This window comes from Ruegeria sp. G10, from assembly GCF_056533645.1.
On the sequence record NZ_JBQFOQ010000004.1, the window covers coordinates 268,215 to 292,776 of the forward strand.

Below are 24,562 nucleotides of genomic sequence, written 5' to 3' on the forward strand. Positions count from 1 at the left end.
AGTAGAAAGATCTTATGATCAACGTTTCGGGGGGAACGTAGAATGTCTGAGATGGTTATCCACGCACTTCAGGTTGGCGGAGGAACGCTTGCGCTGACATCCATGCCGGGTCGGGGGGGCGATTATCAGAGTGATCTTGATGCCGTGGCCGATTGGAAACCCGGCCTGATCCTGTCAATGGCGACCGAAGTCGAGATGATACTCGATGGCGCAAGAGATTTCGGGATCGACGTGCGAAGCCGCGCCTGCCGCTGGGTGCATTTACCGGTCGAGGATTATGGCACGCCATCGCCCGAGGTCGACGAACGCTGGGTCGAGGTCAGCGCCGCAGCGCGTCATGCGCTGTCCGGCGGTGGGCGGATTCTGGTTCACTGCAGGGGCGGCTGCGGTCGCTCTGGCATGATCGTATTGCGTTTGATGATAGAATGCGGAGAGCATCCTGATGCGGCGTTGCAGCGGTTGCGCGCGTTGCGGCCCTGTGCCGTAGAAACCGATGCGCAGATGGAATGGGCGATTGCGCCCGCCGGCATTCTGGCGGCGGGCTGAAGATCAAGCCGAAGGGCGGCAGTCGGGTTGCATCGGTGCGCCCCGAGATAGCGTCAACGCTTCGAGCATCGCGCAAGGCGGTGTGGACAGGATATCCGTCGACAAGGCTGCGGTCTCGGAGCCGAACAACAGGTCTGCATAGCTGTCCAGTTGCTCGATGGCCTGGTCTGATCCGGCTCCGCAGAATACTCTGATTTCGTCCGCGCGGGCGCGAAAACGGGCGGTGCACCCGTCAGCGCAGTGCGTCAGTTCACTGCTGCCCTGAATCTCGAAATCTGCAGTTGTTGCCGGCGCAGCCTCGGTCATCGAATTGGCCAGTGCCCGTGCGATTCGCGCCAAAGCCGGACAGGTTTTCCCCGTCCTTTGGCAAATTGTTGCCGAGAACTGGTGGGTTCCGGTCTTCCATATCATACTGCGCCCTCCGCGCGTGGGGCTGAGGGCGTGAAACAGGTTGGACGGCGCTTTGCTGTCAGGACCTGCCCGGACACCCCGCCCGAGTTTCAGTTTCTGTTCCGATGGCAGGTCTCCTGACTTGCGGGTCATCGCTTTGCCGACCTTCCCAGCCTTTCGGCCAGTGGCATTTCGGCATTGCTCACCGCTTACAGTTGCGGGGGCAGTCGCGGATTTGGTCCATTCCGGTTATCGCCGGGCAGGGCCGCACCGTGTTCCCTTTTCATCCCGGCCTTGGTCAAAGGCGCGGGAACCATCACCGCATCGCTAGCGGTTGGGCGGGCTTCGAGTCAAGCGAATTGGCGGGCGGGGCCTTCCAGCGGTCCCGCCACGTCAATCTTGACTCTGCGGTGACGAAATGAACTGATCGGTTCAGATTGTGCCAGAGGACCCAATGTTAGATGCGCAGCAGACCGTGATGACGGAAGATTTCCGGTTCCCCTCCGGCCCTGCGATGCTGTCGGCGCGGCTCTACCGGCCCGCGTCAGAGCCGGAAACGGTCGTCGTGATCAACAATGCGACCGGGGTGCCGCGTGACTATTATCAGCATTTCGCCCGCTGGTTGGTGGCTGAGCATGGCATGGCTTGCCTGACCTATGACTATCGCGATTTTGGCCAGTCCCTGACCGGGCCGCAGAAGGCGTCGACGGTGACGATGGCGGATTGGGCGCTGATCGATATCCCGGCCGCGCGCACTGAGATGCGGCGGCGGTTTCCGCAAGCAAAACTCTGGAGCATTGGCCATTCGCTGGGTGCGATGCTGGGGCCGGTGCAACCCGATATCGACCGTATTGACCGGATGATTTGTGTCTGTTCCGGGCTGGTGACGCTATCGGATCACCCGTGGCCCTATCGCGCGCTGGCTGCATTGTTCTGGTACGGTCACGCACCGGTAGCGGCGCGTGCGCTGGGCTATCTGCCGGGCAAGGCGCTGGGATTTGGCGAGGACCTGCCCGCTGGGGTTTATTGGCAATGGCGCAAATGGTGCACCGCGCCCGACAGCTATCTGCCCGAGATCGGACAGACCCTGCCCGCCGCGCGATGGTCCAACATAGGCGGTCCGGTTGATCTGTTTGCCTTCGAAGACGACCAGATGGTACCGCCCGAGGCGGTCTGGCGGCTCGCCGATCTCTACGGTCCCGCCGCGCGCCGTCATCTGCTGTCACCGCAAGAGTTCGGATTGTCCAAGGTCGGCCATATCGGTGTTTTCGCCCGGCGTAACGCTGCCGTCTGGCCCCGCCTGATCGCCTGATCAGACGAGGCCTGCCGGTCACAACCGCTTGCGCGATTTCTTCTCTTGCATGACACCGCGCACCATCTTGCCGAACGCTTTGTCGCGGGCACGAGACTGCGCGATGGTTTCCGAGTTGCGCTGATCTTCCCGCCGCAGCTTGCGCCACCGCTCCAGCCGTGAGGGATCGAGTGCCCCGTCGCGGATCGCGTCCTGCACGGCACAGCCGGGCTCTGCCTCGTGCTGGCAATCCGAGAACCGGCAGTTCTGGCTAAGCTCCATGAGGTCCGAGAACACCTCGTCCACGCCGTCCTGCGCGTCCAGCAACCGCAAGGCGCGCATGCCGGGCGTGTCGATCAGCCATCCGCCATTGCGCATGCGGTGCAGCGCGCGGGCGGTGGTGGTATGCCGGCCTCGCGCATCATCCTCACGAATGCCTGCGGTGGCCTGTGCCTGACCGGTCATAGCGTTGGCCAGCGTCGTCTTGCCGACGCCCGAAGACCCGACCAACGCACCGGTCTGGCCCTTTGGGCACCATGACAGAACCTGTTCGATCTCAACCGGATCCAGCGCATTGATCGCAAGCACCGTCAGAAACGGGTCGATGGCTTGGACCTGCTGCACATAGGTCTCGGGCGCATCCGATATGTCGGCCTTTGTCAGCACGATCACCGGATAGCTTCCGGCCTGATGGGCCAGCGCCAGATAACGCTCCAGCCGGGGCAGGCTGAAATCGGCGTTGCACGAGCTGACGATGAACAGCACATCGACGTTGGCAGCGATCAGTTGTGCCGAAGCTCCGGTGCCAGCCGCCCGGCGTTGCAGCAGGCTGCGCCGGTCCAACAGGTGCCGGACGCGGTTGTTGTCGTCCGCCAGCACCCAATCGCCGACTGCGTAGTTCCCGGTGGGGTGGTCCGGGCTCTGCAACTGGGTTTCGCCATCCGGGCTGAGGCCGATCAGCCGGTCCCGGTGAACGGCTACGATACGAAAGGGTTGGTGTGAGGGATCAGCCGCGTGTTGCGCGGCGAAATGAGAGGACCATCCGAGGTCCAATAAAGAAAGATACATTACTCTGCCTGTGATCAGAAACAGCGTGTCCGTCGGATGGCAATCGCGCACCCGCTGGTCATGTGTTCAGGCAGTCAGAAGATCGCTGTGGATCAGAACCGGGCTGCCCGAAGGGTTTTTGCTACAATCATAAAGCCCTCCTGCGGCTATGGGTTGGTTCAAGTGAGAGGCTGGACATCGACCCAAGCGGGACTCGTTGTGGCTGCTTCCTTCCGGACCTGACCAGGTTGGCGAGGCGCTCGCCCGCGCCAACCTCTCGCCCCCCATATAGGCGCGCCGCGTGGCCTTGGCAACCCGTCAGAGCGTCAGTTGAACGGGCAGAAACCCGTCGGCATCCAGGGGTAGGAGGCGTGGAGCGTATTCGGCCAGCTCGTCCAGATATGCCCGCGCGGCGGGGCCCGTCCGCAGAATTGCTTCGGTCCCGGTTGGCGCGGTCAACGTGAACGGACGCGGTGCCTGTTCCAAAAGATCTTTGGGGCATTTTCCAGATAGGTAGTCGCACAAAAGATCATGAATACGCAGCGCGGGCAGTGTGATCATCTGTACCTGATCAGCAAAGGGAAAATGCCCGCCACCGCTGGCGCGATAGTTATTGGTCGCGATGACAAAACTCTGATCGGCAGCGACTGGTTCACCGTTCACCGCAAGCGCTCGGATGCGCCGACGGGCCGGGTCGGTCAGCTGGCCCGAGCTGTCGAAGCGGGCCGGTTGCGTCGGATCAATCTGGTATGTTGCACCGTGCAGGACGTCAAAGTTAAACCCGGCCCGATCAGAATCGATCAGGTCCGCGGGTTCTTTTGTGGAAAGCTGGTTGAATACCCCTGCAGACATCTCCAGCCAATCGCGCAGCTGCGCCCCCGTCACACGGACCGCGCGCAGTTCATTGGGAAACACGTGCATATTGGCGACATGGCGGATCGAAATGTCGCCTGCCTGAACTTCGGTGTAGTACCCGGGGCCTGCACGGCCACCGAATTTTGCTGGTGCGGTCGCTGACAGAATGGGCAGACCCTCGCAGTCTGTCCCAACAAGGTAAGGGCGCACCGCAGCCACCTGTGCTGCTGCCATCAGCGCCAAACCCCGGTCCGGCGCACAGTACGAGAAATAGCTGTGCAGCGTTTGCGGCACCGACCCCACTGGTTTGGCAACCCGCTTGCGCGTTTCGGCATGACCTTCGGCGAAGAGTCGGGCGATCTCGACGTCTTCGGGTGTGAGCCCGGCGTCGGTCTTGATTGGAACGGCCTCGACCCGGCTGTCCACAACAGTCCAACCGCGCTGCTGCTCTTGCAAAAGCTCCAGATCGATGACGCCAAGATGCGAGCCGCCCCATCCCGGCATCACGACCGGTTTGCCATGTACCAAGCCCTTCTCGTGATCGACAAAAGGCAGTTCTGCATGCGCCTTGCCCGGCAAGGACAGATGCGTGTGACCTGCAACAATGACATCGATCCCATCCAGCGCGGCCAATGGGATCGTCGCGTTTTCAAGACCGACTTTCGATTTTGCGTCGTTCAACCCCGAATGCGCCAGCGCAACAACCAGATCACACCCTTCGCCCTCAAGGTCTGACACAGTCTGCCGGGCTGCGGACAAAATGTCGGTCACTTCGACCTGACCCTGAAGCATATGCGCTTCCCATTGCGCGGTTTGCGGTGGCACGAGCGACAGGACGCCGATCCGGATTGAAACCTCCTGCCCGTTGACGCTGACATGCCGATCCAGAACGAGATAGGGCAGCCACCCCTGCGGTCTATTGGTTGCGCGCATGTTGCTGCACACCAGGGGGCAGGCATTCTGCGCGGCGATGCGATTGACGAAATCCAGCCCGAAGCCGAAATCATGATTCCCCAGCCCCACCGCATCGTATCCCAGCGTGTTGAACGCAGCGGGCAGCGGGTGCGCGTCGGGCGTGGCCTCTGCCGCCCAGTCACCAAACGGGGTGCCCTGCAGCGCGTCCCCATTGTCGAACAACAGCGTCAGAACACCTGCGCGCCGGGCCGCTTTCTGCGCCGCCCGGATAAGGCTGGCAGTGCGCGTCAGGCCCGTGTTCGTGTCAGGGTGATCGGCGTAATAGTCGAATGGTGTCAAGTGCATGTGCAGGTCAGATGTCGCGAGTATCTGAAGCTTTGCGCGGGCATCCTGCCGTCGCCCAACGCGTTGCGATCTTGTCTTTGTCAAAACGTCTACTTCTGGCTGTCAATTTAACCCGGTATTCACCTAAAGAGGTACTTAGTGCAATTTCCGGGGCAGCGCTGCGGTCTTTCGGCGGCAGCATCAAAAATCTTTGTGTGGTGAATAGCCGTTGCACCAGCGGCAAAGACATGGCAGCCCTTTGCGCGGCACTTGGGAATGGCAGGCATGAAACGCGCAGAACAGGTTACATTTGGCGGCTCGGGGCTGAACCGGGCGGGGTTGTTGCGCGGGGATGCCGAAAGGCTGAGACAGGTATTCAACGATCCCCGCGCGCGATGCATTCTGGTGTGGCGTGGCAAACCGTTGGTGTTTGGTGCCGAACTGGACGGGCTTGCGCTGCTGCCGATGGATCATGCCATCCTACAGAACGGTCCGGGCGGCGTGATCGAGGAGCCTGTTTTTCTGGGTGTTGCCGAGGACGGTGTGCCGCTTTTTGCCGCGGACATTTCAGGCTGGAATGCGGAAGGGTTGGACCTGTCGGGCGTCGGCGGGTTCGTTGATCGCACGGTGCAACAGCATCCCGATCTGCCCGAGGGGTACGTTTTTGCCGAGTTGCGTCGGATCATGACCTGCCTCAGCCCGCGCGATGCCGAACTGGCAGCAACGGCCAAAGCAGTGATTGGCTGGCACGAGACGCATCGCTTCTGCGCCCGCTGCGGCGCGCCCAGCTTACTGTCGCAGGGTGGGTGGCAGCGCAGTTGCCCTGCCTGCGGCGGGCAACACTTCCCGCGTACCGATCCGGTTGTGATCATGTTGATCACGCATGGAAACTCGGTGCTGATGGGCCGGTCGCCCGGCTGGCCCGAGGGCATGTACTCTCTGCTGGCCGGTTTCGTCGAGCCGGGTGAGACGCTGGAGGCGGCCGTGCGGCGCGAGGTGATGGAAGAGGCAGGCGTGCCAGTCGGCGCGGTGCGCTATTTGGCCAGCCAGCCCTGGCCCTTCCCTGCATCGTTGATGTTTGGCTGTGCCGGAGAGGCATTGTCGCCCGAGATCCAGATTGATCCGGTCGAGATCGAAGATGCGATCTGGGTTGGCCGAACCGAGATGATGCAGGCTTTTGCAGGGGACCATCCGAAACTTTTGCCAGCCCGCAAAGGTGCGATAGCGCATTTTTTGCTGCAGCATTGGCTTGCGGACACATTGGACTAACAACAGACTGACGGCAAAGCGAGGCAAAGAAGAGGCGGAATGCAGTTTTCAGCGCAGGAAGATGTTGAAGCTCCGATCGACGCGGTGTTTGCCATGGTCGCTGATTTCGAACGTTTCGAGCGCATGGCATTGCGTCGCGGCGTCGAGGTGCGGCGAACAGCTGGCTCGGGCGCGCCCGAGGCGCAGACGGCATGGGAGACAGAGCTTAAGATTCGGGGCAAACCGCGACAGATTTCAGTTTTGCTGAGCGAATGCGCCCCACCCGCGCGGATGCGGTTTCAGGCCAGCAGCAAGGGCATGAACGGAGACACGATTGTCGAACTGCTTGCCTTGTCCCAGCGGCGCACGCGTTTGACCATTGAAACCTCTTTGAAGGCCAAGACGCTGCCCGCACGATTGCTGTTGCAATCCATGAAGCTGGGCCAGTCCAGGTTTCGCCGTCAGTTCCAGGCCCGCCTCAGCGATTTCGCGCGCGAGATGGAAGAACGCCACCGCCACGGGAACTGAGCAAAGCCGGGTCGGAGAAGACAATGGCAGTACAATCTCGGATCATTTTTCTTCACGGCGCGTCCAGCAGCGGGAAGTCCACACTCGCGCGCAAGTTGCAGCAAAATGCAGAGGTACCGTTGATACACCTGTCGATCGACCACGTGCGCGACTCGGGCAGTTTACCGATGCAAAGGTTTCAGGCTGGTGATTTCGACTGGGCCGCATGCCGAGCCGCTGTATTCGGTGGTTTTCATCAGTCCATTGCCGCGTATGCGAATGCTGGCAACAATCTGATTGTCGAGCACATTCTTGATACTCCGGGCTGGATTGACACGTTGAAACTAAGCCTAAAGCAGCATGATGTGCTTTTCGTTGCCGTTCATTGCCCGCTCGACGTCCTGAACGAAAGAGAGCGGGCGCGCGGCGACCGGGTCCTGGGCAGTGCCGAGCGAGATCAGAAAACCATACACATTGATCGGCTGTATGACCTTGAAATCGACGGAAGCGACAGCGCAGACATCAACACGCGGAAGGTTCTTGACGTGTGGCGGTCGGGTTTGCGCTGTTCAGAATTCTGTTGATGGTCTCTTTGCCGGCTATCCGCGCGGCTGTGCTGCCGGATACACGCCCAGAACTTCGACATTGGTCGTGAAATGCTCAAGTTCGTCCATGGCCAGCTGAACGTTGTGATCGTCCGGGTGTCCCACAATGTCCGCGTAGAACTGCGTGGCGGTAAAAGAGCCATCGACCATGTAGCTTTCCAGCTTGGTCATGTTGATGCCGTTGGTCGCGAAGCCTCCCATCGCTTTGTAGAGAGCGGCCGGAATGTTGCGGACCTGAAACACGAAGCTGGTGATCATGCCATGATCGCCGCGCCGTGAATGATCCTTTTCGCGTGACATGACCAGAAAGCGGGTGGTGTTGTCGCCCTGATCCTCGATGTGGCGCGCCAGTACATGCAGGCCATAGATCTCTCCGGCCAGTTCGCTCGCCAGCGCGGCTGAGTGGATATCAGCCGCCTCGGCGACTTCGCGCGCAGCGCGCGCGTTGTCGGGGCTGACGCGGCCGCGGATGTTATGTTGCTTCAGAAAACCGGCGCATTGCGGCAGCAGAACCAGATGGGAATGCGCCTCGGTGATGTCTTCAAGACTTGCACCCGGCACACCCAGCAGGTTGATGTGCACGCGGACAAAGGCTTCGTCGATGATGTGCAGCCCGCTGTGGGGCAACAGGCGATGGATATCCGCGACCCGCCCATAGGTGGTGTTTTCGACCGGCAACATGGCCAGATCAGCCGCGCCCGAGCGCACTGATTCGATCACATCTTCGAACGTTCGGCACGGCAGGGCGTCCATATCCGGGCGCGCGTTGCGGCAGGCCTCGTGGCTGTAGGCGCCGGGTTCCCCCTGAAATGCAATGCGTTTGGTCATTTGGTCGTTTCCATGCAGCAAGAATTTAGATCGGGCGTTTAGTCGCGGTGTCTATACCTTGCCTCTTGTCAGGGGAAGCCTTAGACACCCCCAAGACAGCTGAAATGGACTCGCGATCAAAATGTTCGACACGATGACAGTTACCAAGGCCGCAGCCGGCCTGTTTGGCACCTTCCTTGTGCTGCTTCTGGCGAAATGGGGGGCGGATATCCTCTATAGCTCCGACAGCCATCATGCCGAGGCCGCCTATATTATCGAAACCGAAAGCGCGGGCGAAAGCGCCGACGGAGAAGAGGTGGTATTCGCAGATCTGCTGGCAGCGGCCGATCCCGAAAAAGGCGCGCGCGTGTTCCGCAAATGCACCGCCTGCCACAAGCTGGAAGATGGCGCCAATGGCACCGGTCCGTATCTTTATGCCGTTGTAGACCGTCCGGTCGCGTCGGCCAAAGGGTTCACAGGTTATTCGGCTGCGATGCAGGCGCATGGCGGAAACTGGACGCCAGAAGCTTTGGACGCCTTCCTCGAACGCCCAAGTGCTTATATCTCGGGCACTTCGATGAGCTTTGCCGGCCTGAAAAAGCCGCAGGAACGCGCCGATCTGATTGCCTATCTGCAGACCATCGGCAATTGATCCTGTGATCATATAGACGATTTTGAAAGCCGCTGCCTTGTGCAGCGGCTTTAATTTTTTGTCTGACAAGAACTTCACAAAGCGTTCACGCATTCTAAACTTGCAACATGAAGTGTTGGTCTTTTAGCTGGCCTGCACGACATTGAAGCCGAAAAACGATCCAGAGGAAGAGCACCATGAAATCCCTTCTGACCGCATTGCGACCGTCTGAGTTTCATTCATGGGCCGCAGCTGTCGGGATTTCGGCGGCGATGCTGTTCTCTGGCGGAAGCTACGCATCTGCCAATGATGAGGGCGTGACGCGCAGCCACGGATATTCATATTTCGGCAACCTGGACTATCCGGCGGATTTTCCACATTTGAACTATGTCAATCCCGATGCCCCCAAAGGCGGTGAACTCTCGCTGTCGGGGTCGGGGACGTTCGATTCCCTGAACCCTTTTTCGCGCAAAGGACGCGCGGGGGCGTTGACCACGATCCAATATGACTCGTTGATTGACAGCACCTCGGACAGTGTGGGTCAGTATTACGGCCTTCTCGCCGAAAGCATGGAATACGATGAAGGCCGCAATTACGTGATTTTCCATATGCGGCCTGAGGCGACATTTTGGGATGGCACCCCGGTCACAGCTGAGGACGTCGTCTATAGCCACCGCCTGTTCATCGAGCAGGGCCTGCCATCTTACGCTCAGGCCGTGGGCCGCATGGTCGAAAACGCAGAGGCGCTGGATGATCACACGGTCAGATTCACCTTCAACCCCGAGGTCACGCGGCGCGGTTTGATTGAGACGGTGGGATCAACGCCGGTCTTCTCAAAGGCATGGTTCGAGGCTGACGAAAGCCGCCGTTTGGATGAGCCCCGGCTTGAAGTCGCCGTTGGCTCGGGCCCCTACAAGTTGGACAGCTATGATATCAATCGCCGGATCGTGTACAAACGGCGTGATGACTACTGGGGCAAGGACCTTCCGATCAACGTTGGCCGCCACAACTATGATGCCATCCGGATCGAGTATTTCGCGGATCAGACCGCTGCCTTTGAAGGGTTCAAGGCGGGTGAGTACACCATGCGGATCGAGAGCGACCCAAAGCTATGGGCCTCGAGCTATGATTTTCCGAAACTGAATGAAGGCTCGGTGGTGCAGGACGAGATTGCGGATGGCAGCCCGCCGACGCCATCGGGGTTTGTGTTCAACCTGGGCAAGCCGCAATTCGCAGACAAGAATGTACGCAAGGCGATTGCGCTGGCCTTCAATTTCGAATGGGCTAATGAATCGCTTATGTTCGGCCTGAATTCCGCGCGCAGTTCTTTTGTGCAGGACACTCATCTGGAAGCAAAGGGCGTACCAGAAGGCGCGGAACGTGCATTCCTGGAGTCTTTGGGCGATGTCGTTCCGGCCGCCGTGATGAATGAGCCTGCGCTGGTGGTGCACGAATCCAATTCGGCGCGGTTGAACGACCGCCGCAACTTACGCCAGGCCTCGAAGCTGCTGGATGAGGCGGGTTGGCCCGTGGGAGATGGCAATCTGCGTCGAAATGCAGAGGGTCAAACGCTGAAGGTCAATATCCCTTATGCCTCCAGTATTCCGACTTCGACCGCGACGATGATCGAGACCTTTGTTCAGAACCTGCAATCGATAGGCGTGGATGCGACAGCAGAAAAGGTGGACCCCTCCCAGTTTACCCTACGCCGGCGCGAGCGGGACTATGACATGGTGTATTCGACCCGCTACGGCTCATTCCTGTCCACGGGTGGTGGGCTGAGCCAGATGTATGGATCGGAAGAGGCCGAGTTCAGCCTGTTCAATCCTGCAGGCCTTGCCAGTCCGCTTGTGGATGCAGTGATCGAGGCGTCGTTTGACACAACAAATCAGGCCGAACAGGACGCGGCGCTTATGGCGTTGGATCGCGTGCTGCGTTATGAGTTCTTCATCATCCCCGATGGGTATGTGGCGGACTATTGGACAGCTTACTACGATATGTATGAATACCCCGAAAACCTGCCCCCGTTCACGCTGGGCTATCTGGACCTGTGGTGGGTCAACCCCGAGAAAGAGGCCGATCTGAAGACGAAAGGCGCGCTGCGGTAATATGGGCGCCTATATCCTAAGACGCCTGTTGCTGGTCATTCCGACCCTTCTGGGCATCATGATCGTCAACTTCACCTTGGTGCAGTTCGTGCCCGGCGGGCCGATCGAACAGATCATCGCGCAGGTTGAAGGTCAGGGTGATGTCTTTGCCGGGTTTGCCGGTGGCGGTGGTGACGCCGGGGCGGGTGCCGAGCCCGCAGGCGGAGCCTTTGACGACAAATATGTCGGTGCGCGTGGCCTGCCGCCCGAGTTCATTGCTGAGCTTGAGAAAGAGTTCGGCTTTGACAAACCGCCCCTTGAACGTTTCCTGTCGATGATGGGCAACTATCTGACGCTGGATTTCGGTGAGAGCTATTTCCGCTCGATCAGCGTGATTGATCTGGTGTTGGAAAAAATGCCCGTTTCGATCTCGCTGGGCCTGTGGTCGACCCTGATTGCTTATCTGGTTTCAATCCCACTGGGTATCCGCAAGGCGATCAAGGATGGTTCGACCTTTGATACATGGACCAGCGGGGCCATCATTGTCGCCTATGCCATCCCCGGTTTCCTGTTCGCCATTCTGCTTCTGGTGCTGTTTGCCGGGGGCTCTTACTGGCAGATCTTCCCGCTGCGCGGCCTGACCTCGGACAATTGGGACAGCCTAAGCCTGTTCGGTAAGATCGCCGACTATTTCTGGCACATTGCCCTGCCGATCATCGCCCTGACGATTTCGGCCTTCGCGACGCTGACCCTGCTGACCAAGAACTCGTTTCTGGACGAGATCAAGAAGCAATACGTCATGACCGCCCGCGCCAAGGGCCTGAGTGAGCGCAAGGTGCTCTATGGTCACGTCTTCCGCAACGCGATGCTGATCGTGATCGCTGGCTTCCCGGCGGTGTTCATCGGCGTGTTCTTTGGCGGTTCGATCATCATCGAGACCATCTTCTCGCTGGACGGTCTGGGCCGTCTGGGGTTTGAGGCCGCAGTGGCGCGCGACTATCCGGTGATCTTCGGCACGCTGTTTATCTTCGGCCTGATGGGGCTGGTTGTCGGCATCATCAGCGACCTGATGTATGTGCTGGTCGACCCGCGCATCGACTTCGAAAAGCGGGAGGGGTAAATGGCGCTTTCCCCCCTCAATCAGCGCCGCTGGCGCAACTTCCGGCGCAATGGCCGGGCGTTCTGGTCGCTGATCATCTTCTCGGTCCTGTTCGGGATATCGCTGTTTGCCGAATTCATCGCCAATGACAAACCGATCCTGGTCAAGTACCGGGGTGAGTTTTACACACCGGTCTTCAACTTCTACGCCGAGACCGAGTTCGGCGGCGATTTCCAGACCGAAGCCATCTATCGCGACCCGGAGGTGATGTGCCTGATCGACAGCGGTGGTCTGGATCAGTGTTTCGACGACCCCGAAGGCATCATCGACGAGATCAAGGCAGGCACGTTCGAGGCCGAAGGCTTTGAACGTGGCTGGGCGATCTGGCCCCTGATCCCCTATTCCTTCAATACCAGTGTGGATCGTCCGGGGGCCGCGCCGCTGCCGCCCAATGGTCAGAACCTGCTGGGCACAGATGACACCAAACGCGACGTGCTGGCGCGGGTGATCTATGGTTTCCGATTGTCGATCCTTTTTACGCTGATCGTCACCGGAGCAGCCAGTCTGATCGGCATCTTCGCCGGGGCCATTCAGGGCTTTTTCGGCGGCTGGCTGGACCTGATTTTCCAGCGCATTATCGAGATCTGGTCCTCCACGCCATCGCTCTACGTCATCATCATCATGTTCGCGATTCTGGGGCGAAGTTTCTGGCTTTTGGTCATCCTGATGATCCTGTTCAGTTGGACCGGATTGGTTGGTGTTGTGCGGGCCGAATTCCTGCGGGCGCGGAACCTTGAATATGTCCGCGCCGCGCGGGCGCTGGGTTTGGGCAACATGACCATCATGTTCCGCCACATGCTGCCCAACGCGATGGTTGCCACGCTGACCTTCATGCCCTTTATCGTCACAGGCACCATTGGTGGGTTGGCCTCGCTGGATTTTCTTGGGTTCGGCCTGCCATCGTCAGCCCCGTCGCTGGGCGAGTTGACCTTGCAGGCAAAACAGAACCTTCAGGCCCCGTGGCTGGCCTTCACCGCGTTCTTCACCTTTGCCATCATGCTGTCGCTGCTGGTCTTCATTTTCGAAGGCGTCCGCGATGCGTTTGATCCCAGAAAGACCTTCTCATGAGCCTTTTGGATGTGAACAACCTCAAGGTTTCGTTCCGGCAGGACGGGCAGGTTTCGGCGGCGGTCAAGGGCGTGTCCTTTACTGTCGACCGAGGAGAGACCGTAGCGCTGGTGGGCGAATCCGGTTCGGGCAAATCCGTGACCGCGCTCAGTACCGTTTCGCTGCTGGGCGACAGTGCGATTGTCGAAGGGTCCGTCACATATGACGGGCAAGAGATGATCGGCGCGTCCGAGGACAGGTTGATGGATGTGCGCGGCAACGACATCAGCTTTATCTTTCAAGAGCCGATGACCTCGCTGAACCCGCTGCACACGATCCAGAAGCAGATGGCGGAATCGCTGGCGCTGCATCAGAACGTGACCGGTGATGCGGCGCGGGACCGGATCATTGAACTGCTGACCAAGGTCGGCATCCGTGACCCGCAGGACCGGCTGGACAGCTATCCGCACCAATTGTCTGGCGGCCAACGTCAGCGGGTCATGATAGCGATGGCGCTGGCGAACAAGCCCGACATTTTGATCGCGGATGAGCCGACGACTGCTCTGGACGTCACCATCCAGGCGCAGATTCTGGAATTGCTGGCCGAGCTGCAGAAATCCGAAGACATGGGGATGCTGTTCATCACCCACGACCTTGGCATCGTGCGCCGGATTGCTGACCGGGTCTGTGTGATGAAGGATGGTGAGATTGTCGAAACCGGGGTGACCACCGAAATTTTCGACAATCCGCAGCACCCCTATACCCGCAAACTGTTGGCGGCCGAGCCATCAGGCCACCCCGATCCGGTTGCGACCGACGCCGAAGAGGTCGCCCGTACCGATCACCTGAAGGTCTGGTTCCCGATCCAGCGCGGGTTTCTTAAACGCACCGTCGGCCATGTGAAGGCGGTCAACGACGCGACGCTCAGCGTCCGCGCGGGTGAGACGCTGGGGATCGTGGGCGAAAGCGGCTCGGGCAAGACAACGCTGGCTCTGGCGATCATGCGGCTGATTGCGTCAGAGGGTGGGATCACCTTCCGCGATCAGGATGTGCGACGCTGGTCTACGCGCGAACTCCGGCGGTTGCGCAAGGACATGCAGATCGTGTTTCAGGACCCGTTCGGCAGCCTCAGCCCGCGCATGACCTGTATGCAGATCATTGCCGAAGGGCTGGCGATCCACAAAGTCGATCCCCACCGCGCCCCGCGCGAATTGGTGGCCGAAGTGATGACTGAGGTGGGGCTCGATCCTGCTGCAATGGATCGCTATCCGCACGAATTCTCGGGCGGGCAGCGCCAGCGGATCGCCATCGCGCGTGCCATGGTGTTGCGGCCCAAGCTGCTGGTTCTGGACGAACCCACCAGTGCGTTGGACATGACGGTGCAGGTTCAGATCGTCGATCTGCTTCGGGATCTGCAGCGGAAATACGGGCTGGCCTATCTGTTTATCAGCCACGACCTCAAGGTCGTGCGGGCGATGTCCCACAACGTCATCGTCATGCGTAACGGCGATGTGGTTGAGATGGGCGCGGCCGAGGATTTGTTCGAACACGCCCAGACCGATTATACTCGGGAACTGATTGCGGCAGCGGGCTGAGGGATCGCCCGCGCCTTGGTTGTTAGGCCATTTCCTTGCTTTTGGCGGATGCGGGTACCGGCCCGCGCAACTCTTCGTAGTGATCGAACTGCAGCTTGACCCAACCGGTGCCACGGGTTGCGCTGGCCAGCGTCCGGTGCAATTCGTCCTCGGCCACCGCCGGCAACTGGGCGTTGAAGATTTCCCAGCCTGATGCGTTCGGGTTGCCCTCGAAGCCCAGAACCTGACCCTGCAGCGAGCTAATAGTCGGCACCAGATCGCCCACGAAAGTCGAGGGCAGGTGAATCTCGGCATTCAGGATCGGTTGCAGGACCACCGGTTTCGCCTCGGGCAGCGCCTCGCGCACGGCGTTCTTACCCGCCGTGCGGAAGGCGAAATCGGAACTGTCCACGTTGTGATGTTTGCCGTCGCTCAGCGTCACCTTTACGTCCACCACCGGGAAGCCCTCGGGTCCTTCGACCAACGCGTCCTTGGCCCCATGTTCCACCGAGGGGATATAGTTCCGAGGTACCGCACCGCCTTTGACGACCTCTTCGAACTGGAACCCGGAGCCGCGCGGCAGGGGCGCGATCGAGATGACCACGTCGGCAAACTGCCCCGCCCCGCCGGATTGCTTGCGGTGGCGGTGGCGGTGTTCAACCTTGGTGCGGATGGTTTCGCGATAGGCGGTTCCGGCGGCCTCGGCTTCGATTTCGATGCCGAAATCCTCGGCCAGCTTGGCTGTGACGCGCCGCATGTGCTGCGGACCTTGCGAGCCCAGAATGGAGTGCCCGCTCAGATCGTCCTGTTCCAGATGCAGACCGGGGTCGATCTCGACCAACCGAGTCAACGCGTTCGACAGGCGCACATCGTCGCGTTCATGCGCGGGCGATACCACCTGACGATGCGCCGCCGGATGCGATGAGGCCCATTCCGGCAACGGCGTGGCCGCACCACTGTCATAGATGAAACCGGGGTTCAGGTGATCTGATTTCACCGCCAACCCAATCTGCCCGGCCTCAAGCGTCCCGATCTGGGTCTTGGCATCCAGCGTGGTCAGGTTTCCGACGGTCTCACCGCCAAGGGATTCATGTGCTTTCACGCCATCGCCCAGACCCCGCAGTACGGTGATCTTGCCGATATGCTTTTTCACATCCGCGAAACCGGCAATGGCGCGCGCGGTTTCTTCCGCCTCGTCCCGGTCGGCGGCGATGTTGAACTCGGGCGCCTCATGCCGCAGCGCCTTCATCAGCCGGGTCAGGCCGTTGCCGTGGCTGGCCGCGCCCAGACAGGCCGGGATCAGCTGATGGTTCTGCAGAACCTGCGCAGCCAGTTCGTAGACCTCATCGCTGGGGGGCTGCTTGTCTTCAATCAGCTGCTCCAGAAGGTGGTCATCAAAATCCGATAGCGTCTCCAGCAGCTCGGTACGGGCTTCCTGTTCGCGGTCCTCGACCGATTGCGGCAATTCGATTAGGGCCGAGGATTGCCCTTCCTGATATTTCCACGCCCGTTCCGAGATCAGGTCGACCGCGCCGATAATAGTGTCGCCGTCGCGGATCGGGACCTGTCGCAGGGCGATATGGTGGGTGCAATAGGTCTGCAGGGCGGCAACGATATCTCGGATGCGCCCATTGGGGCTGTCCATGCGATTGATGAACAGGAAACAGGGGATACCGGCCTCTTCGACCAGCCGCAGATAAGGGGCACATAGAACGGCGGCGTCCGGGTCGGGCGGAACCACGACAACGGCAGCGTCCGAGATCGCCATTGCAGGGCCGACATAGGCCAGCGCATCGCCGCCCCCATCCACGTCGATCGCGCACCAGGGCTCGTCCAAATAAGAAAAACCGTGCAAGTGCACGGTTCCGGCGACATCGAAAGTGGTGGGCCGTCCGTCGAGGCGGCTGATCGCTTCGACCAAGGTGGTTTTGCCCGATTGGCTGGGGCCGAGGACGGTGAAAACGCGCATGGGTGCTGTCCCTTTTTCAGTTGCAACTTGCCTGCACGAAAAGGGCTGCCGGCTGGTTCAGCGTCGGCACGGGTCTGTCTGATACTTGGCCTGCCTCGGGCGGAAGAGAGGGGTGCCTCTCTGCCCCGTGAGTTTGGAGAAAACCCAAGGCGGGCGTCAAGCCCTTGATGCAAGCATGGACGCAACGGGCAATTTGATCGGGGTCAAATCGCCGAACTGTGTCCTGCCTTGCTCAGGTCATACGCATCGAAACTTCGTGCGATCATACGGGTCAACGCACGGGCTTCGGGTGGGATGAACAGACCTTTGTCCGTGATCTGCAGAAGGTTCTCGAATACAGCATTTGTCGATTGATACATCTGCTGCAATTCGCTGGCCGAGATATCGTGATCGCGCAGAATTTCTGCCGTATCGATCTGGAAGTCGCACATCAAGGCTTCGATCAGGCGCGCACGCACAACATCCTGTCCCTTGAACAGGTGCCCGCGGGCTGTCGAAAACTGACCGTCGCGAATGGCCTTGGTATGTGCCGACGTGGCGGAGGCATTCTGGGCATAGCCCTGCGGGAACCGCGAGATCGAGCTGGCGCCGACGCCAATCAGAACTTGCGCCTGATCATCGGTATAACCCTGAAAATTCCGCTTCAGTGTTCCGGCGTTCAGCGCTTTCGTCAGGCCATCTTCTTTGGTGGCAAAGTGGTCGATGCCGATTTCGGCATAATTGTCCCACAAAAACAGCCTGCGGGCAGTTTCGAACAATTCAAGGCGCTGTTCGGGCGTTGGCAGAGCATCCGATGGGATCATCTGCTGGCGCTTGGCCATCCAGGGAACATGCGCATAACCATACAGGGCGACGCGGTCGGGTGACAGCGACAGCAGCTTTTGCACGCTCTCGGTCATCCGGGCCTTGGTTTGATGGGGCAGACCATAAAGGATATCTGCGTTCAGGCTGGTGATGCCGCGCGCACGGATCATGTCCACTGCGTTGCGCGTGACGTCATAGCCCTGAATGCGCCCGATCGTTTTCTGGATGTCGTCGTCGAAATCCTGAACACCGATCGAGGCCCTGTTCATGCCCGCTTCGGCCAGCGCGTCCAGCCGTGCTTCGTCAATCTCGTTCGGATCGATTTCAACCGAGAACTCGGCATCCGGGCCCAGTGGAACCACGTCCAAAACCCGGGCCGCCAGTTCCCGCATCAGATCGGGATTCAACAAGGTTGGCGTTCCACCACCCCAGTGCAAGCGCGAGAGGGTGACACCCTGAGGCAGGCGCGCTGCCAGCAGATCAAGCTCGGCCTTCAGGACATCCACATAGGCGATGACCGGATTGTCGGTCTGCGTGCCCTGCGTGCGACAGGCGCAAAACCAGCACAGCCTGCGGCAAAACGGGACGTGGATATAAAGCGAAATGGAGCTGCCGGGCGCGATGCCGGAGATCCAGTTGCCGAACGTGTCGGGGCCCACGTCGTTGCTGAAGTGGGGGGCGGTTGGATAGCTGGTGTAACGCGGTACTTTCGCGTCAAAAAGTCCAAGCCGCGCCAATTGAGCTTTGATTGTCATGCAGCTACCGGTATAACGGGAACTGCTTGCATACTTTGACAGAGATCAAGTGGACGCGCGAATGAACGTAAAAGCCATGTATGAGCATGGGAATTGTGAAGACTGCCCGATTCGCCACCGTGCCGTCTGCGCCCATTGCGAAAAAGATGAGCTCGATGAGCTTGAAGGTATTAAATATTATCGAAGCTTCGAGGCTGGGCAGACCATAATCTGGTCTGGTGACCCCATGAGCTTTGTGGGCTCTGTTGTGTCTGGGATCGCCTCTCTGACGCAGACGATGGAGGATGGCAGGACGCAAATGGTCGGGCTGTTGCTGCCCAGCGATTTTGTCGGCCGACCGGGGCGTGATGCGGCGCCCTATGATGTGATCGCGACCACCGATGTTGTGATGTGCTGCTTTCGGAAGAAGCCATTTGAAGAGCTGATGGTCACGACCCCACATATCGCCCAGCGTTTGCTGGAGATGACGCTGGACGAGTTGGACGCGGCGCGCGAGTGGATGCTGGTTTTGGGCCGGAAGACCGCGCGCGAGAAAATTGCCAGCCTTCTGTCCATCATCGCCCGCCGGGATGCGTCGATCAATAAATCCGGACGTTCCGGGCCGATTGTATTCGACCTGCCGCTTACCCGTGAGGCGATGTCAGACTATCTGGGCCTGACGCTTGAAACCGTAAGCCGTCAGATGTCGGCGTTGAAAAAAGATCAGGTGATCACGCTGGAAGGCAAACGCCACGTGACCATACCGGATATGGGACGCCTGATGGAAGAAGCAGGCGACGATTCGGATGGTGGATTTCTGGTCTGACGCCTGAGGACGTCCGTACCAACCCTAAGAATTGCAGGAGCAACGCATGGTATTCAGCAGCGTCCTGGCTATGATCTTCATCGGGGCGATTGCCGGCTGGTTGTCCGGCAAGATCATGGAGGGCCGAGGTTTCGGCCTGATTGGAAACGTGATTGTCGGGATCGTTGGCGCGTTTTTGGCGGGTACGATCTTTCCGGCGTTGGGTTTCGCCGTTGGCGGAGGCCTATTCTCCTCGATTTTCTTTGCAACTGTCGGCGCGGTGATTTTGCTGTTTGTGATCGGGCTGATCCGAAAGGCCTGACTCAGCATAATCCACCCCGTGTAAGGGGGCGGGCTGCATGCACAAGGGTCGTGATGCCGACTTAATGAGCGAGGAAGACGGGAATGTCCGACTGCTCAAGCATGTTGCGGGTCGCCCCGCCCAGTATGGCCTCGCGAAAGCGGGAATGCCCGTAAGCGCCCATAACAATCATGTCGGTATCGGTGTCTGCTGCGTGACGGTTCAGGATGTCCGAGACGCGGGTCATGGTTTTGCTCAAGACGTCGATCTCGCATTTCACGCCGTGCCGGGCCAGCATCTGCGACAGCAGCCCGCCCGGATCGGACCGATCGGGTCCATGGCGCGGCGGGTCGATGACGACGATCCGAGTCAGTTCGGCCTGTTTCAGAAATGGCAGGGCGCAGCGGATGGCCCGCATTGCCTCGACGCTTTCGTTCCAGCCAATCATGACCGTGCCGGGCCGAGAGACAGGGGTGGCGTTGTCCGGCACCAACAGGACGGGTGCGTGACCTTCGAACATCGCGGCTTCGACTATCGGCTCCGCCTCGGCGGCCCGGTCCTTGCCGTAGGGGCGCGGCAATACCACCAGATCCGAGAAGCGCGCGCGCCGGGCAACGTGGCGCCCGATATCCGCGATCTGCGCCACGCCGTTCTCCGCAGACCAACGCACGCCTGACTTGCCCAGATAGTCCTTGGCAAAGGCCAGAATCTCATCGGCCTCGGCATTTGCGCGGCTCAGCGTCTCCTGCAGGATCAACGCGTTGGCACCGGCATAGTAGTACCCGGTCTGGCTGCGATCCACACCCAAGCACAGGGCTTCTGCGTGGGCGTCCTGAACTTCGGCCAGTTCCACCATCTGCGCCAGCGCAGCCTTGGACAGGCCGGTTTCGGTCATCACCGTCAATAGCGATTTATATGCCATGTCGCCCTCGTGATTTCGGCGCGGCCTTTGTGCGGCGCGCACACCGGTTTCTTGAAGGATACCTGTCACAGAAAACAACGGTTTGTCTTGACACAGATCAAAGCGGCCAAACCGGGCTCGCTGCATTACAGCATGCAGTCAAAAAGGTTTCGCGCGGTGTAAAAACACGGGCGGGGCACGGCAAAGGGACGCAATATGTCAAATTACATCAAGCTGATCGTGCTTGGACTGGTTGTGGTGTTCGCCGCGATCGGGTCCAACTACGCACGAGATTTGGCGTATCAGGTGCATGCGATTCTGGTGATGTTGATCGCCGGCGGTCTGTTCATCTGGACGCTTAGAAACACAGACGAGCCAGATATTCTTGTAGACCGCTCTGGCGAATACATGGATGGCGTGATCCGCTATGGCGTGATCGCGACCGCCTTTTGGGGTGTGGTCGGGTTTCTTGCAGGAACCTTCATCGCATTCCAGCTGGCGTTTCCGGTGTTGAACTTCGAATGGGCCCAAGGGTACATGAATTTTGGCCGTCTGCGGCCGCTGCACACATCTGCGGTGATCTTTGCCTTTGGCGGCAACGCGCTGATCGCAACGTCGTTCTATGTCGTACAGCGTACCAGCGCCGCGCGCCTTTGGGGCGGCAATCTGGCATGGTTTGTGTTCTGGGGCTATCAGCTGTTCATCGTTCTGGCCGCAACCGGCTATCTGCTGGGCGGAACCCAGTCGAAAGAATATGCCGAGCCTGAATGGTATGTTGACCTGTGGCTGACCGTTGTCTGGGTGGCCTATCTGGCCGTCTATCTGGGCACGATCATCAAGCGGAAAGAACCCCACATCTACGTGGCAAACTGGTTCTATCTGGCCTTCATCGTGACCGTCGCCATGCTGCACCTGGTCAACAACATGACCATCCCGGTCAGCATCTGGGGTTCGAAATCGGTCATCGTCTGGTCTGGCGTGCAAGATGCCATGATCCAGTGGTGGTACGGCCACAACGCTGTGGGCTTCTTCCTGACCGCCGGTTTCCTGGGCATGATGTACTACTTCATCCCGAAACAGGCCGAACGTCCGGTCTTCAGCTACAAGCTGTCGATCATCCACTTCTGGGCGCTGATCTTCCTGTATATCTGGGCTGGTCCGCACCACCTGCACTATACCGCGCTGCCTGACTGGGCTTCGACTCTGGGCATGGTGTTCTCGGTCGTGCTGTGGATGCCCTCGTGGGGTGGTATGATCAACGGTCTGATGACCCTGTCGGGCGCATGGGACAAGCTGCGCACCGACCCCATCATCCGCATGATGGTCATCTCGGTCGGCTTCTACGGCATGTCCACGTTCGAGGGTCCGATGATGTCAATTCGCGCCGTGAACAGCCTCAGCCACTACACCGACTGGACCATTGGTCACGTGCACTCGGGCGCGCTGGGCTGGAACGGCATGATCACCTTTGGTGCGCTGTACTTCCTGGTACCTGTCCTGTGGAAGCGCGAGCGTCTGTACTCGCTGCAGATGGTCAGCTGGCACTTCTGGCTCGCCACCATCGGCATCGTGCTCTACGCCGCGTCGATGTGGGTCACCGGTATCATGGAAGGACTGATGTGGCGCGAAGTCGATGCAAACGGTTTCCTTGTGAACTCGTTCGCTGACACCGTGGCTGCCAAGTTCCCGATGTACGTGGTGCGCGGTCTGGGTGGGGTCCTGTTCCTCGCCGGTGCTGTGATCATGTGCTACAACCTGTGGATGACTGTGCGGAAAGCGCCGGCCAAAGAGGCCAGCCTGTCCGTCGCGGTCCCGGCTGAATAAGGAGGGCCGGAGCAATGGCAATTCTCGAAAAACACAAGATCCTCGAGACCAACGCGACCCTCCTGCTGATCTTCAGCTTCCTGGTCGTAACCATCGGTGGCATCGTTCAGATCACGCCGCTGTTCTATCTTGAGAACACCATCGAGAAGGTGGAGGGCATGCGCCCTTACACCCCTCTCGAAATGGCGGGTCGTGAGATTTATCTGCGCGAAGGCTGCTATGTCTGCCACAGCCAGATGATCCGCCCGATGCGGGATGAGGTCGAACGCTATGGCCACTACTCGCTGGCGGCTGAGTCTATGTATGACCACCCGTTCCAGTGGGGTTCCAAGCGGACCGGGCCTGATCTGGCACGCGTTGGTGGCCGGTATTCCGACCAGTGGCATGTGGACCACCTGCGTGATGCGCAATCCGTGGTGCCGGAATCGGTGATGCCGAAATATGGCTTCCTCGAGAAACGCAAGCTGGACGGTGAGTATATCGGCGACATCATGGCGGCAAACGCCTTGGTCGGTACGCCTTATACCGAAGAGATGCTGGAGAACGCGCTGGCCGACTTCCGCGCTCAGGCCGATCCCGACAGCGACTTTGATGGTTTGCTGGAGCGTTATGGTGACAAGGTCAATGTGCGCAACTTCGATGGTCAGCCCGAGCTGACCGAAGCTGACGCATTGATCGCTTATCTGCAGATGCTGGGCACTTTGGTCGATTTCTCGACCTTTACGCCCGATGCAAGCCGCTAAGGAGGGTGAGATGGAAGAATACACGATCCTCAGACAATTCGCGGATAGCTGGATGCTGCTGCTGTTGTTCACCTTTTTCCTTGGCATCGTGATCTGGGTTTTCCGCCCGGGCGCCAGCAAGGAATACAAGGACACCGCCAACATCCCGTTCCGTCATGAAGACAAACCCGCCACATCCAAGGAGGCGCGGCCATGAGCAAGACACCTGAAAAACAGCCGGGTGACCCGAATACCACCGGTCACAGCTGGGACGGTATCGAGGAATTCGACAACCCAATGCCGCGTTGGTGGCTGTGGACCTTCTATGCCTGTATCTTCTGGGGCGTGATCTACACGATCATGTATCCCGCATGGCCGCTGGTGCAGTCGGCAACCGCCGGTGTGCTGGGCTGGTCCTCGCGCGAGTTGGTGCAGCAGGACATGGTCGCGTTCGAAGAGGCGAATGCGCCGTGGAATGCGAAGCTGGTGGAAACGCCGCTGGAAGAGATCTCGGCCGATGCTGAACTGCAGCAATACGCGGTAAATGCAGGCGGCGCGGTGTTCCGGACATGGTGCGCGCAGTGTCATGGTTCAGGCGCACAGGGCGCATCGGGCTTCCCGAACTTGCTGGATGATGCGTGGCTGTGGGGTGGTACACTCGAGGATATCGAATACACCATCGCACACGGTATCCGGAACGAGGAAAGCGACGATGCGCGCTATTCCGAGATGCCGGCATTTGGCGAGTTGCTCGAACAGGACGAGATTACTCAGGTGGTCCAGTACGTCATGTCCCTGACCAACGCGCAGACCGACGACGCAGCGGCGCAGGCGGGCAAGGTTGTCTTCGAAGACAATTGTGCGGCCTGCCACGGTGAAGACGGTAAGGGCGATGTCTTCCAGGGCGCGCCAAACCTGACCGATGCGATCTGGCTGTATGGTGGCAGCGAAGAGGCGTTGACCGAGACGGTCACCAACAGCCGCTTCGGCGTTATGCCCCCATGGGAAAACCGCCTGACCGACGCGCAAATCCGCGCCGTCACCGCTTATGTCCACCAGCTGGGTGGCGGTCAGTAAACGTCAAAGAATACCTCCGGGCGGTCTTCCGCCCGAAGGCTGCGGCACCGGCTGTTCCATCTGTTCGCGCGTTTCCAGAACAGCCGGTGCCGATTTTTCCAAGTATAGGACCAGGCCGCAACCGGTCCAGCAAAGCTGACCCAGCTGCCTCAAAGGTCGTTCAGGTCCACTGCGCGCGGATGCTTTCTCCACCAGTGATGTTCGGGCAACCAGCGCTTAGTGCGCTTGGGCGGTTTGCGCGCGTCACGGATATGCGGGCTGTCAAGCCGGGTCGCGGTCATGAAAGATCGGGCGAAAACGATTAGCATGGAACTTCTCCTAGGTGATGAGGTTTCTCCCTGAAAGATTGACGTTTGCGATGTGAAATGCGACTCAATAACCATTCTAATGTG

Annotated in this window: 25 protein-coding genes, 1 other RNA gene and 1 riboswitch; of the genes, 16 read left to right on the plus strand and 10 right to left on the minus strand. The window is 59.6% G+C overall.

The annotated features are described in order from the left end of the window. The first annotated feature begins 42 nt into the window (after positions 1–42). A complete protein-coding gene (locus ACR0KM_RS09915) occupies positions 43–546 on the plus strand; it encodes a protein-tyrosine phosphatase family protein (protein WP_480825516.1) in 504 nt (167 codons plus the stop codon). Between the two features lie 3 nt (positions 547–549). Here ACR0KM_RS09915 and ACR0KM_RS09920 read toward each other — a convergent pair whose 3' ends face one another. Next, entirely contained in the window at positions 550–1,089 is a 540-nt protein-coding gene (locus ACR0KM_RS09920) for a hypothetical protein (RefSeq protein WP_480861424.1), read from the minus strand. Further along, a riboswitch (cobalamin riboswitch) is annotated at positions 1,047–1,269 on the minus strand. Its footprint overlaps the gene before it by 43 nt. 121 nt (positions 1,270–1,390) lie before the next feature. On the opposite strand from ACR0KM_RS09920, the gene ACR0KM_RS09925 reads away from it, so the two are divergent. Further along, complete coding sequence (locus ACR0KM_RS09925; protein WP_480861425.1) at positions 1,391–2,248, plus strand: alpha/beta hydrolase family protein; 858 nt, start codon at positions 1,391–1,393, stop codon at positions 2,246–2,248. An 18-nt stretch (positions 2,249–2,266) separates the two neighbouring features. Here the strand turns inward: ACR0KM_RS09925 and rsgA are convergent, their stop codons facing one another. From rsgA to ACR0KM_RS09945, 4 genes are all read right to left on the minus strand, one after another. Continuing rightward, entirely contained in the window at positions 2,267–3,295 is a 1,029-nt protein-coding gene (rsgA, locus tag ACR0KM_RS09930) for a ribosome small subunit-dependent GTPase A (protein WP_480861426.1), read from the minus strand. Positions 3,296–3,455: 160 nt separating this feature from the next. After that, an RNA gene (gene ffs / locus ACR0KM_RS09935) (signal recognition particle sRNA small type) lies at positions 3,456–3,554 on the minus strand. Positions 3,555–3,592: 38 nt separating this feature from the next. Then, a complete protein-coding gene (locus ACR0KM_RS09940) occupies positions 3,593–5,473 on the minus strand; it encodes a bifunctional 2',3'-cyclic-nucleotide 2'-phosphodiesterase/3'-nucleotidase (RefSeq protein WP_480861427.1) in 1,881 nt (626 codons plus the stop codon). Next, positions 5,397–5,618, minus strand: coding sequence for a hypothetical protein (locus ACR0KM_RS09945; protein ID WP_480861445.1), 222 nt, complete (start codon positions 5,616–5,618; stop codon positions 5,397–5,399). The genes ACR0KM_RS09940 and ACR0KM_RS09945 overlap by 77 nt, the downstream gene beginning before the upstream one ends. A 35-nt stretch (positions 5,619–5,653) precedes the next feature. Between ACR0KM_RS09945 and nudC the strand changes: the two genes are divergently transcribed. From nudC to ACR0KM_RS09960, 3 genes are read left to right on the plus strand one after another with little or no spacing between them, the layout of a single operon-like run. Continuing rightward, positions 5,654–6,637 carry an NAD(+) diphosphatase gene (nudC, locus tag ACR0KM_RS09950; RefSeq protein ID WP_480861428.1) on the plus strand — a complete coding sequence of 328 codons (984 nt, stop codon included), beginning with the start codon at positions 5,654–5,656 and terminating at the stop codon, positions 6,635–6,637. A gap of 39 nt (positions 6,638–6,676) precedes the next feature. Further along, positions 6,677–7,144: an SRPBCC family protein gene (locus ACR0KM_RS09955; protein ID WP_480825504.1), complete on the plus strand. Its 468-nt coding sequence runs from the start codon at positions 6,677–6,679 to the stop codon at positions 7,142–7,144. Between the two features lie 23 nt (positions 7,145–7,167). After that, positions 7,168–7,707, plus strand: a complete 540-nt coding sequence (locus tag ACR0KM_RS09960) for a chloramphenicol phosphotransferase CPT family protein (protein ID WP_480825502.1) — start codon at positions 7,168–7,170, stop codon at positions 7,705–7,707. 15 nt (positions 7,708–7,722) lie between these two features. On the opposite strand, the gene ACR0KM_RS09965 is transcribed toward ACR0KM_RS09960, so the two are convergent. Continuing rightward, positions 7,723–8,556 (minus strand): prephenate dehydratase, encoded by an 834-nt coding sequence (locus ACR0KM_RS09965; protein WP_480825500.1) that lies wholly within the window; start codon positions 8,554–8,556, stop codon positions 7,723–7,725. 121 nt (positions 8,557–8,677) lie between these two features. Between ACR0KM_RS09965 and ACR0KM_RS09970 the strand changes: the two genes are divergently transcribed. The 5 genes from ACR0KM_RS09970 to ACR0KM_RS09990 all read left to right on the plus strand — a co-directional run bounded on the left by ACR0KM_RS09970 (position 8,678) and on the right by ACR0KM_RS09990 (position 15,054). Next, positions 8,678–9,187: a c-type cytochrome gene (locus tag ACR0KM_RS09970; RefSeq protein ID WP_480825498.1), complete on the plus strand. Its 510-nt coding sequence runs from the start codon at positions 8,678–8,680 to the stop codon at positions 9,185–9,187. Between the two features lie 176 nt (positions 9,188–9,363). Then, positions 9,364–11,274 carry an extracellular solute-binding protein gene (locus ACR0KM_RS09975; RefSeq protein ID WP_480825496.1) on the plus strand — a complete coding sequence of 637 codons (1,911 nt, stop codon included), beginning with the start codon at positions 9,364–9,366 and terminating at the stop codon, positions 11,272–11,274. Position 11,275: 1 nt separating this feature from the next. Continuing rightward, complete coding sequence (locus ACR0KM_RS09980; protein WP_480825494.1) at positions 11,276–12,373, plus strand: microcin C ABC transporter permease YejB; 1,098 nt, start codon at positions 11,276–11,278, stop codon at positions 12,371–12,373. Beyond that, positions 12,374–13,480: an ABC transporter permease gene (locus tag ACR0KM_RS09985; RefSeq protein WP_480861429.1), complete on the plus strand. Its 1,107-nt coding sequence runs from the start codon at positions 12,374–12,376 to the stop codon at positions 13,478–13,480. Beyond that, positions 13,477–15,054, plus strand: a complete 1,578-nt coding sequence (locus ACR0KM_RS09990) for an ABC transporter ATP-binding protein (RefSeq protein WP_480861430.1) — start codon at positions 13,477–13,479, stop codon at positions 15,052–15,054. Before ACR0KM_RS09985 ends, ACR0KM_RS09990 begins: the two co-directional genes overlap by 4 nt. A gap of 22 nt (positions 15,055–15,076) precedes the next feature. Here the strand turns inward: ACR0KM_RS09990 and ACR0KM_RS09995 are convergent, their stop codons facing one another. Together ACR0KM_RS09995 and hemN are read right to left on the minus strand one after the other, a co-directional pair. Beyond that, positions 15,077–17,002, minus strand: coding sequence for an elongation factor G (locus ACR0KM_RS09995; RefSeq protein WP_480861431.1), 1,926 nt, complete (start codon positions 17,000–17,002; stop codon positions 15,077–15,079). Positions 17,003–17,205: 203 nt separating this feature from the next. Beyond that, positions 17,206–18,561 (minus strand): oxygen-independent coproporphyrinogen III oxidase, encoded by a 1,356-nt coding sequence (gene hemN, locus ACR0KM_RS10000; protein ID WP_480861432.1) that lies wholly within the window; start codon positions 18,559–18,561, stop codon positions 17,206–17,208. A gap of 61 nt (positions 18,562–18,622) precedes the next feature. Here hemN and fnrL point away from each other — a divergent pair, with 61 nt between their 5' ends. Both fnrL and ACR0KM_RS10010 read left to right on the plus strand, forming a co-directional pair. Then, the gene (gene fnrL / locus ACR0KM_RS10005; RefSeq protein ID WP_480825484.1) at positions 18,623–19,366 is read left to right on the plus strand and encodes a transcriptional regulator FnrL; all 744 of its coding nucleotides are present in this window, start codon (positions 18,623–18,625) and stop codon (positions 19,364–19,366) included. A 46-nt stretch (positions 19,367–19,412) separates the two neighbouring features. Beyond that, positions 19,413–19,667, plus strand: coding sequence for a GlsB/YeaQ/YmgE family stress response membrane protein (locus ACR0KM_RS10010; RefSeq protein WP_480825482.1), 255 nt, complete (start codon positions 19,413–19,415; stop codon positions 19,665–19,667). A gap of 61 nt (positions 19,668–19,728) precedes the next feature. Here the strand turns inward: ACR0KM_RS10010 and ACR0KM_RS10015 are convergent, their stop codons facing one another. Then, complete coding sequence (locus tag ACR0KM_RS10015) at positions 19,729–20,568, minus strand: universal stress protein (protein ID WP_480825481.1); 840 nt, start codon at positions 20,566–20,568, stop codon at positions 19,729–19,731. A 195-nt stretch (positions 20,569–20,763) separates the two neighbouring features. On the opposite strand from ACR0KM_RS10015, the gene ccoN reads away from it, so the two are divergent. From ccoN to ccoP, 4 genes are read left to right on the plus strand one after another with little or no spacing between them, the layout of a single operon-like run. Further along, positions 20,764–22,371 carry a cytochrome-c oxidase, cbb3-type subunit I gene (gene ccoN / locus ACR0KM_RS10020; protein ID WP_480825479.1) on the plus strand — a complete coding sequence of 536 codons (1,608 nt, stop codon included), beginning with the start codon at positions 20,764–20,766 and terminating at the stop codon, positions 22,369–22,371. Positions 22,372–22,385: 14 nt separating this feature from the next. Next, complete coding sequence (ccoO, locus tag ACR0KM_RS10025) at positions 22,386–23,114, plus strand: cytochrome-c oxidase, cbb3-type subunit II (RefSeq protein WP_480825477.1); 729 nt, start codon at positions 22,386–22,388, stop codon at positions 23,112–23,114. A 10-nt stretch (positions 23,115–23,124) separates the two neighbouring features. After that, positions 23,125–23,310 (plus strand): cbb3-type cytochrome c oxidase subunit 3, encoded by a 186-nt coding sequence (locus ACR0KM_RS10030; RefSeq protein ID WP_480825475.1) that lies wholly within the window; start codon positions 23,125–23,127, stop codon positions 23,308–23,310. Further along, on the plus strand, positions 23,307–24,170 hold the full coding sequence (gene ccoP / locus ACR0KM_RS10035) for a cytochrome-c oxidase, cbb3-type subunit III (protein ID WP_480825473.1): 864 nt from the start codon (positions 23,307–23,309) through the stop codon (positions 24,168–24,170). The genes ACR0KM_RS10030 and ccoP overlap by 4 nt, the downstream gene beginning before the upstream one ends. Positions 24,171–24,319: 149 nt before the next feature. Here ccoP and ACR0KM_RS10040 read toward each other — a convergent pair whose 3' ends face one another. Next, the gene (locus ACR0KM_RS10040) at positions 24,320–24,478 is read right to left on the minus strand and encodes a hypothetical protein (protein ID WP_480861433.1); all 159 of its coding nucleotides are present in this window, start codon (positions 24,476–24,478) and stop codon (positions 24,320–24,322) included. Positions 24,479–24,562 lie beyond the last annotated feature (84 nt).

Excerpts from the sequence above, each read along its gene's own strand:
- ACR0KM_RS09970 (WP_480825498.1), top strand. The coding sequence starts at position 8,678 with ATGTTCGACACGATGACAGTTACCAAGGCCGCAGCCGGCCTGTTTGGC.
- ccoO (WP_480825477.1), top strand. The coding sequence starts at position 22,386 with ATGGCAATTCTCGAAAAACACAAGATCCTCGAGACCAACGCGACCCTC.
- ACR0KM_RS10010 (WP_480825482.1), top strand. The coding sequence starts at position 19,413 with ATGGTATTCAGCAGCGTCCTGGCTATGATCTTCATCGGGGCGATTGCC.
- ACR0KM_RS10030 (WP_480825475.1), top strand. The coding sequence starts at position 23,125 with ATGGAAGAATACACGATCCTCAGACAATTCGCGGATAGCTGGATGCTG.
- ACR0KM_RS10015 (WP_480825481.1), bottom strand. The coding sequence starts at position 20,568 with ATGGCATATAAATCGCTATTGACGGTGATGACCGAAACCGGCCTGTCC.
- ACR0KM_RS09945 (WP_480861445.1), bottom strand. The coding sequence starts at position 5,618 with ATGTCTTTGCCGCTGGTGCAACGGCTATTCACCACACAAAGATTTTTG.
- ACR0KM_RS09990 (WP_480861430.1), top strand. The coding sequence starts at position 13,477 with ATGAGCCTTTTGGATGTGAACAACCTCAAGGTTTCGTTCCGGCAGGAC.
- ACR0KM_RS09980 (WP_480825494.1), top strand. The coding sequence starts at position 11,276 with ATGGGCGCCTATATCCTAAGACGCCTGTTGCTGGTCATTCCGACCCTT.
- ACR0KM_RS09960 (WP_480825502.1), top strand. The coding sequence starts at position 7,168 with ATGGCAGTACAATCTCGGATCATTTTTCTTCACGGCGCGTCCAGCAGC.
- ACR0KM_RS09925 (WP_480861425.1), top strand. The coding sequence starts at position 1,391 with ATGTTAGATGCGCAGCAGACCGTGATGACGGAAGATTTCCGGTTCCCC.
- rsgA (WP_480861426.1), bottom strand. The coding sequence starts at position 3,295 with ATGTATCTTTCTTTATTGGACCTCGGATGGTCCTCTCATTTCGCCGCG.
- ACR0KM_RS09915 (WP_480825516.1), top strand. The coding sequence starts at position 43 with ATGTCTGAGATGGTTATCCACGCACTTCAGGTTGGCGGAGGAACGCTT.
- ACR0KM_RS09965 (WP_480825500.1), bottom strand. The coding sequence starts at position 8,556 with ATGACCAAACGCATTGCATTTCAGGGGGAACCCGGCGCCTACAGCCAC.
- ACR0KM_RS09975 (WP_480825496.1), top strand. The coding sequence starts at position 9,364 with ATGAAATCCCTTCTGACCGCATTGCGACCGTCTGAGTTTCATTCATGG.
- ACR0KM_RS09995 (WP_480861431.1), bottom strand. The coding sequence starts at position 17,002 with ATGCGCGTTTTCACCGTCCTCGGCCCCAGCCAATCGGGCAAAACCACC.
- ACR0KM_RS10040 (WP_480861433.1), bottom strand. The coding sequence starts at position 24,478 with ATGCTAATCGTTTTCGCCCGATCTTTCATGACCGCGACCCGGCTTGAC.
- ACR0KM_RS09955 (WP_480825504.1), top strand. The coding sequence starts at position 6,677 with ATGCAGTTTTCAGCGCAGGAAGATGTTGAAGCTCCGATCGACGCGGTG.
- ACR0KM_RS09920 (WP_480861424.1), bottom strand. The coding sequence starts at position 1,089 with ATGACCCGCAAGTCAGGAGACCTGCCATCGGAACAGAAACTGAAACTC.
- hemN (WP_480861432.1), bottom strand. The coding sequence starts at position 18,561 with ATGACAATCAAAGCTCAATTGGCGCGGCTTGGACTTTTTGACGCGAAA.
- nudC (WP_480861428.1), top strand. The coding sequence starts at position 5,654 with ATGAAACGCGCAGAACAGGTTACATTTGGCGGCTCGGGGCTGAACCGG.
- fnrL (WP_480825484.1), top strand. The coding sequence starts at position 18,623 with ATGAACGTAAAAGCCATGTATGAGCATGGGAATTGTGAAGACTGCCCG.
- ccoN (WP_480825479.1), top strand. The coding sequence starts at position 20,764 with ATGTCAAATTACATCAAGCTGATCGTGCTTGGACTGGTTGTGGTGTTC.
- ccoP (WP_480825473.1), top strand. The coding sequence starts at position 23,307 with ATGAGCAAGACACCTGAAAAACAGCCGGGTGACCCGAATACCACCGGT.
- ACR0KM_RS09985 (WP_480861429.1), top strand. The coding sequence starts at position 12,374 with ATGGCGCTTTCCCCCCTCAATCAGCGCCGCTGGCGCAACTTCCGGCGC.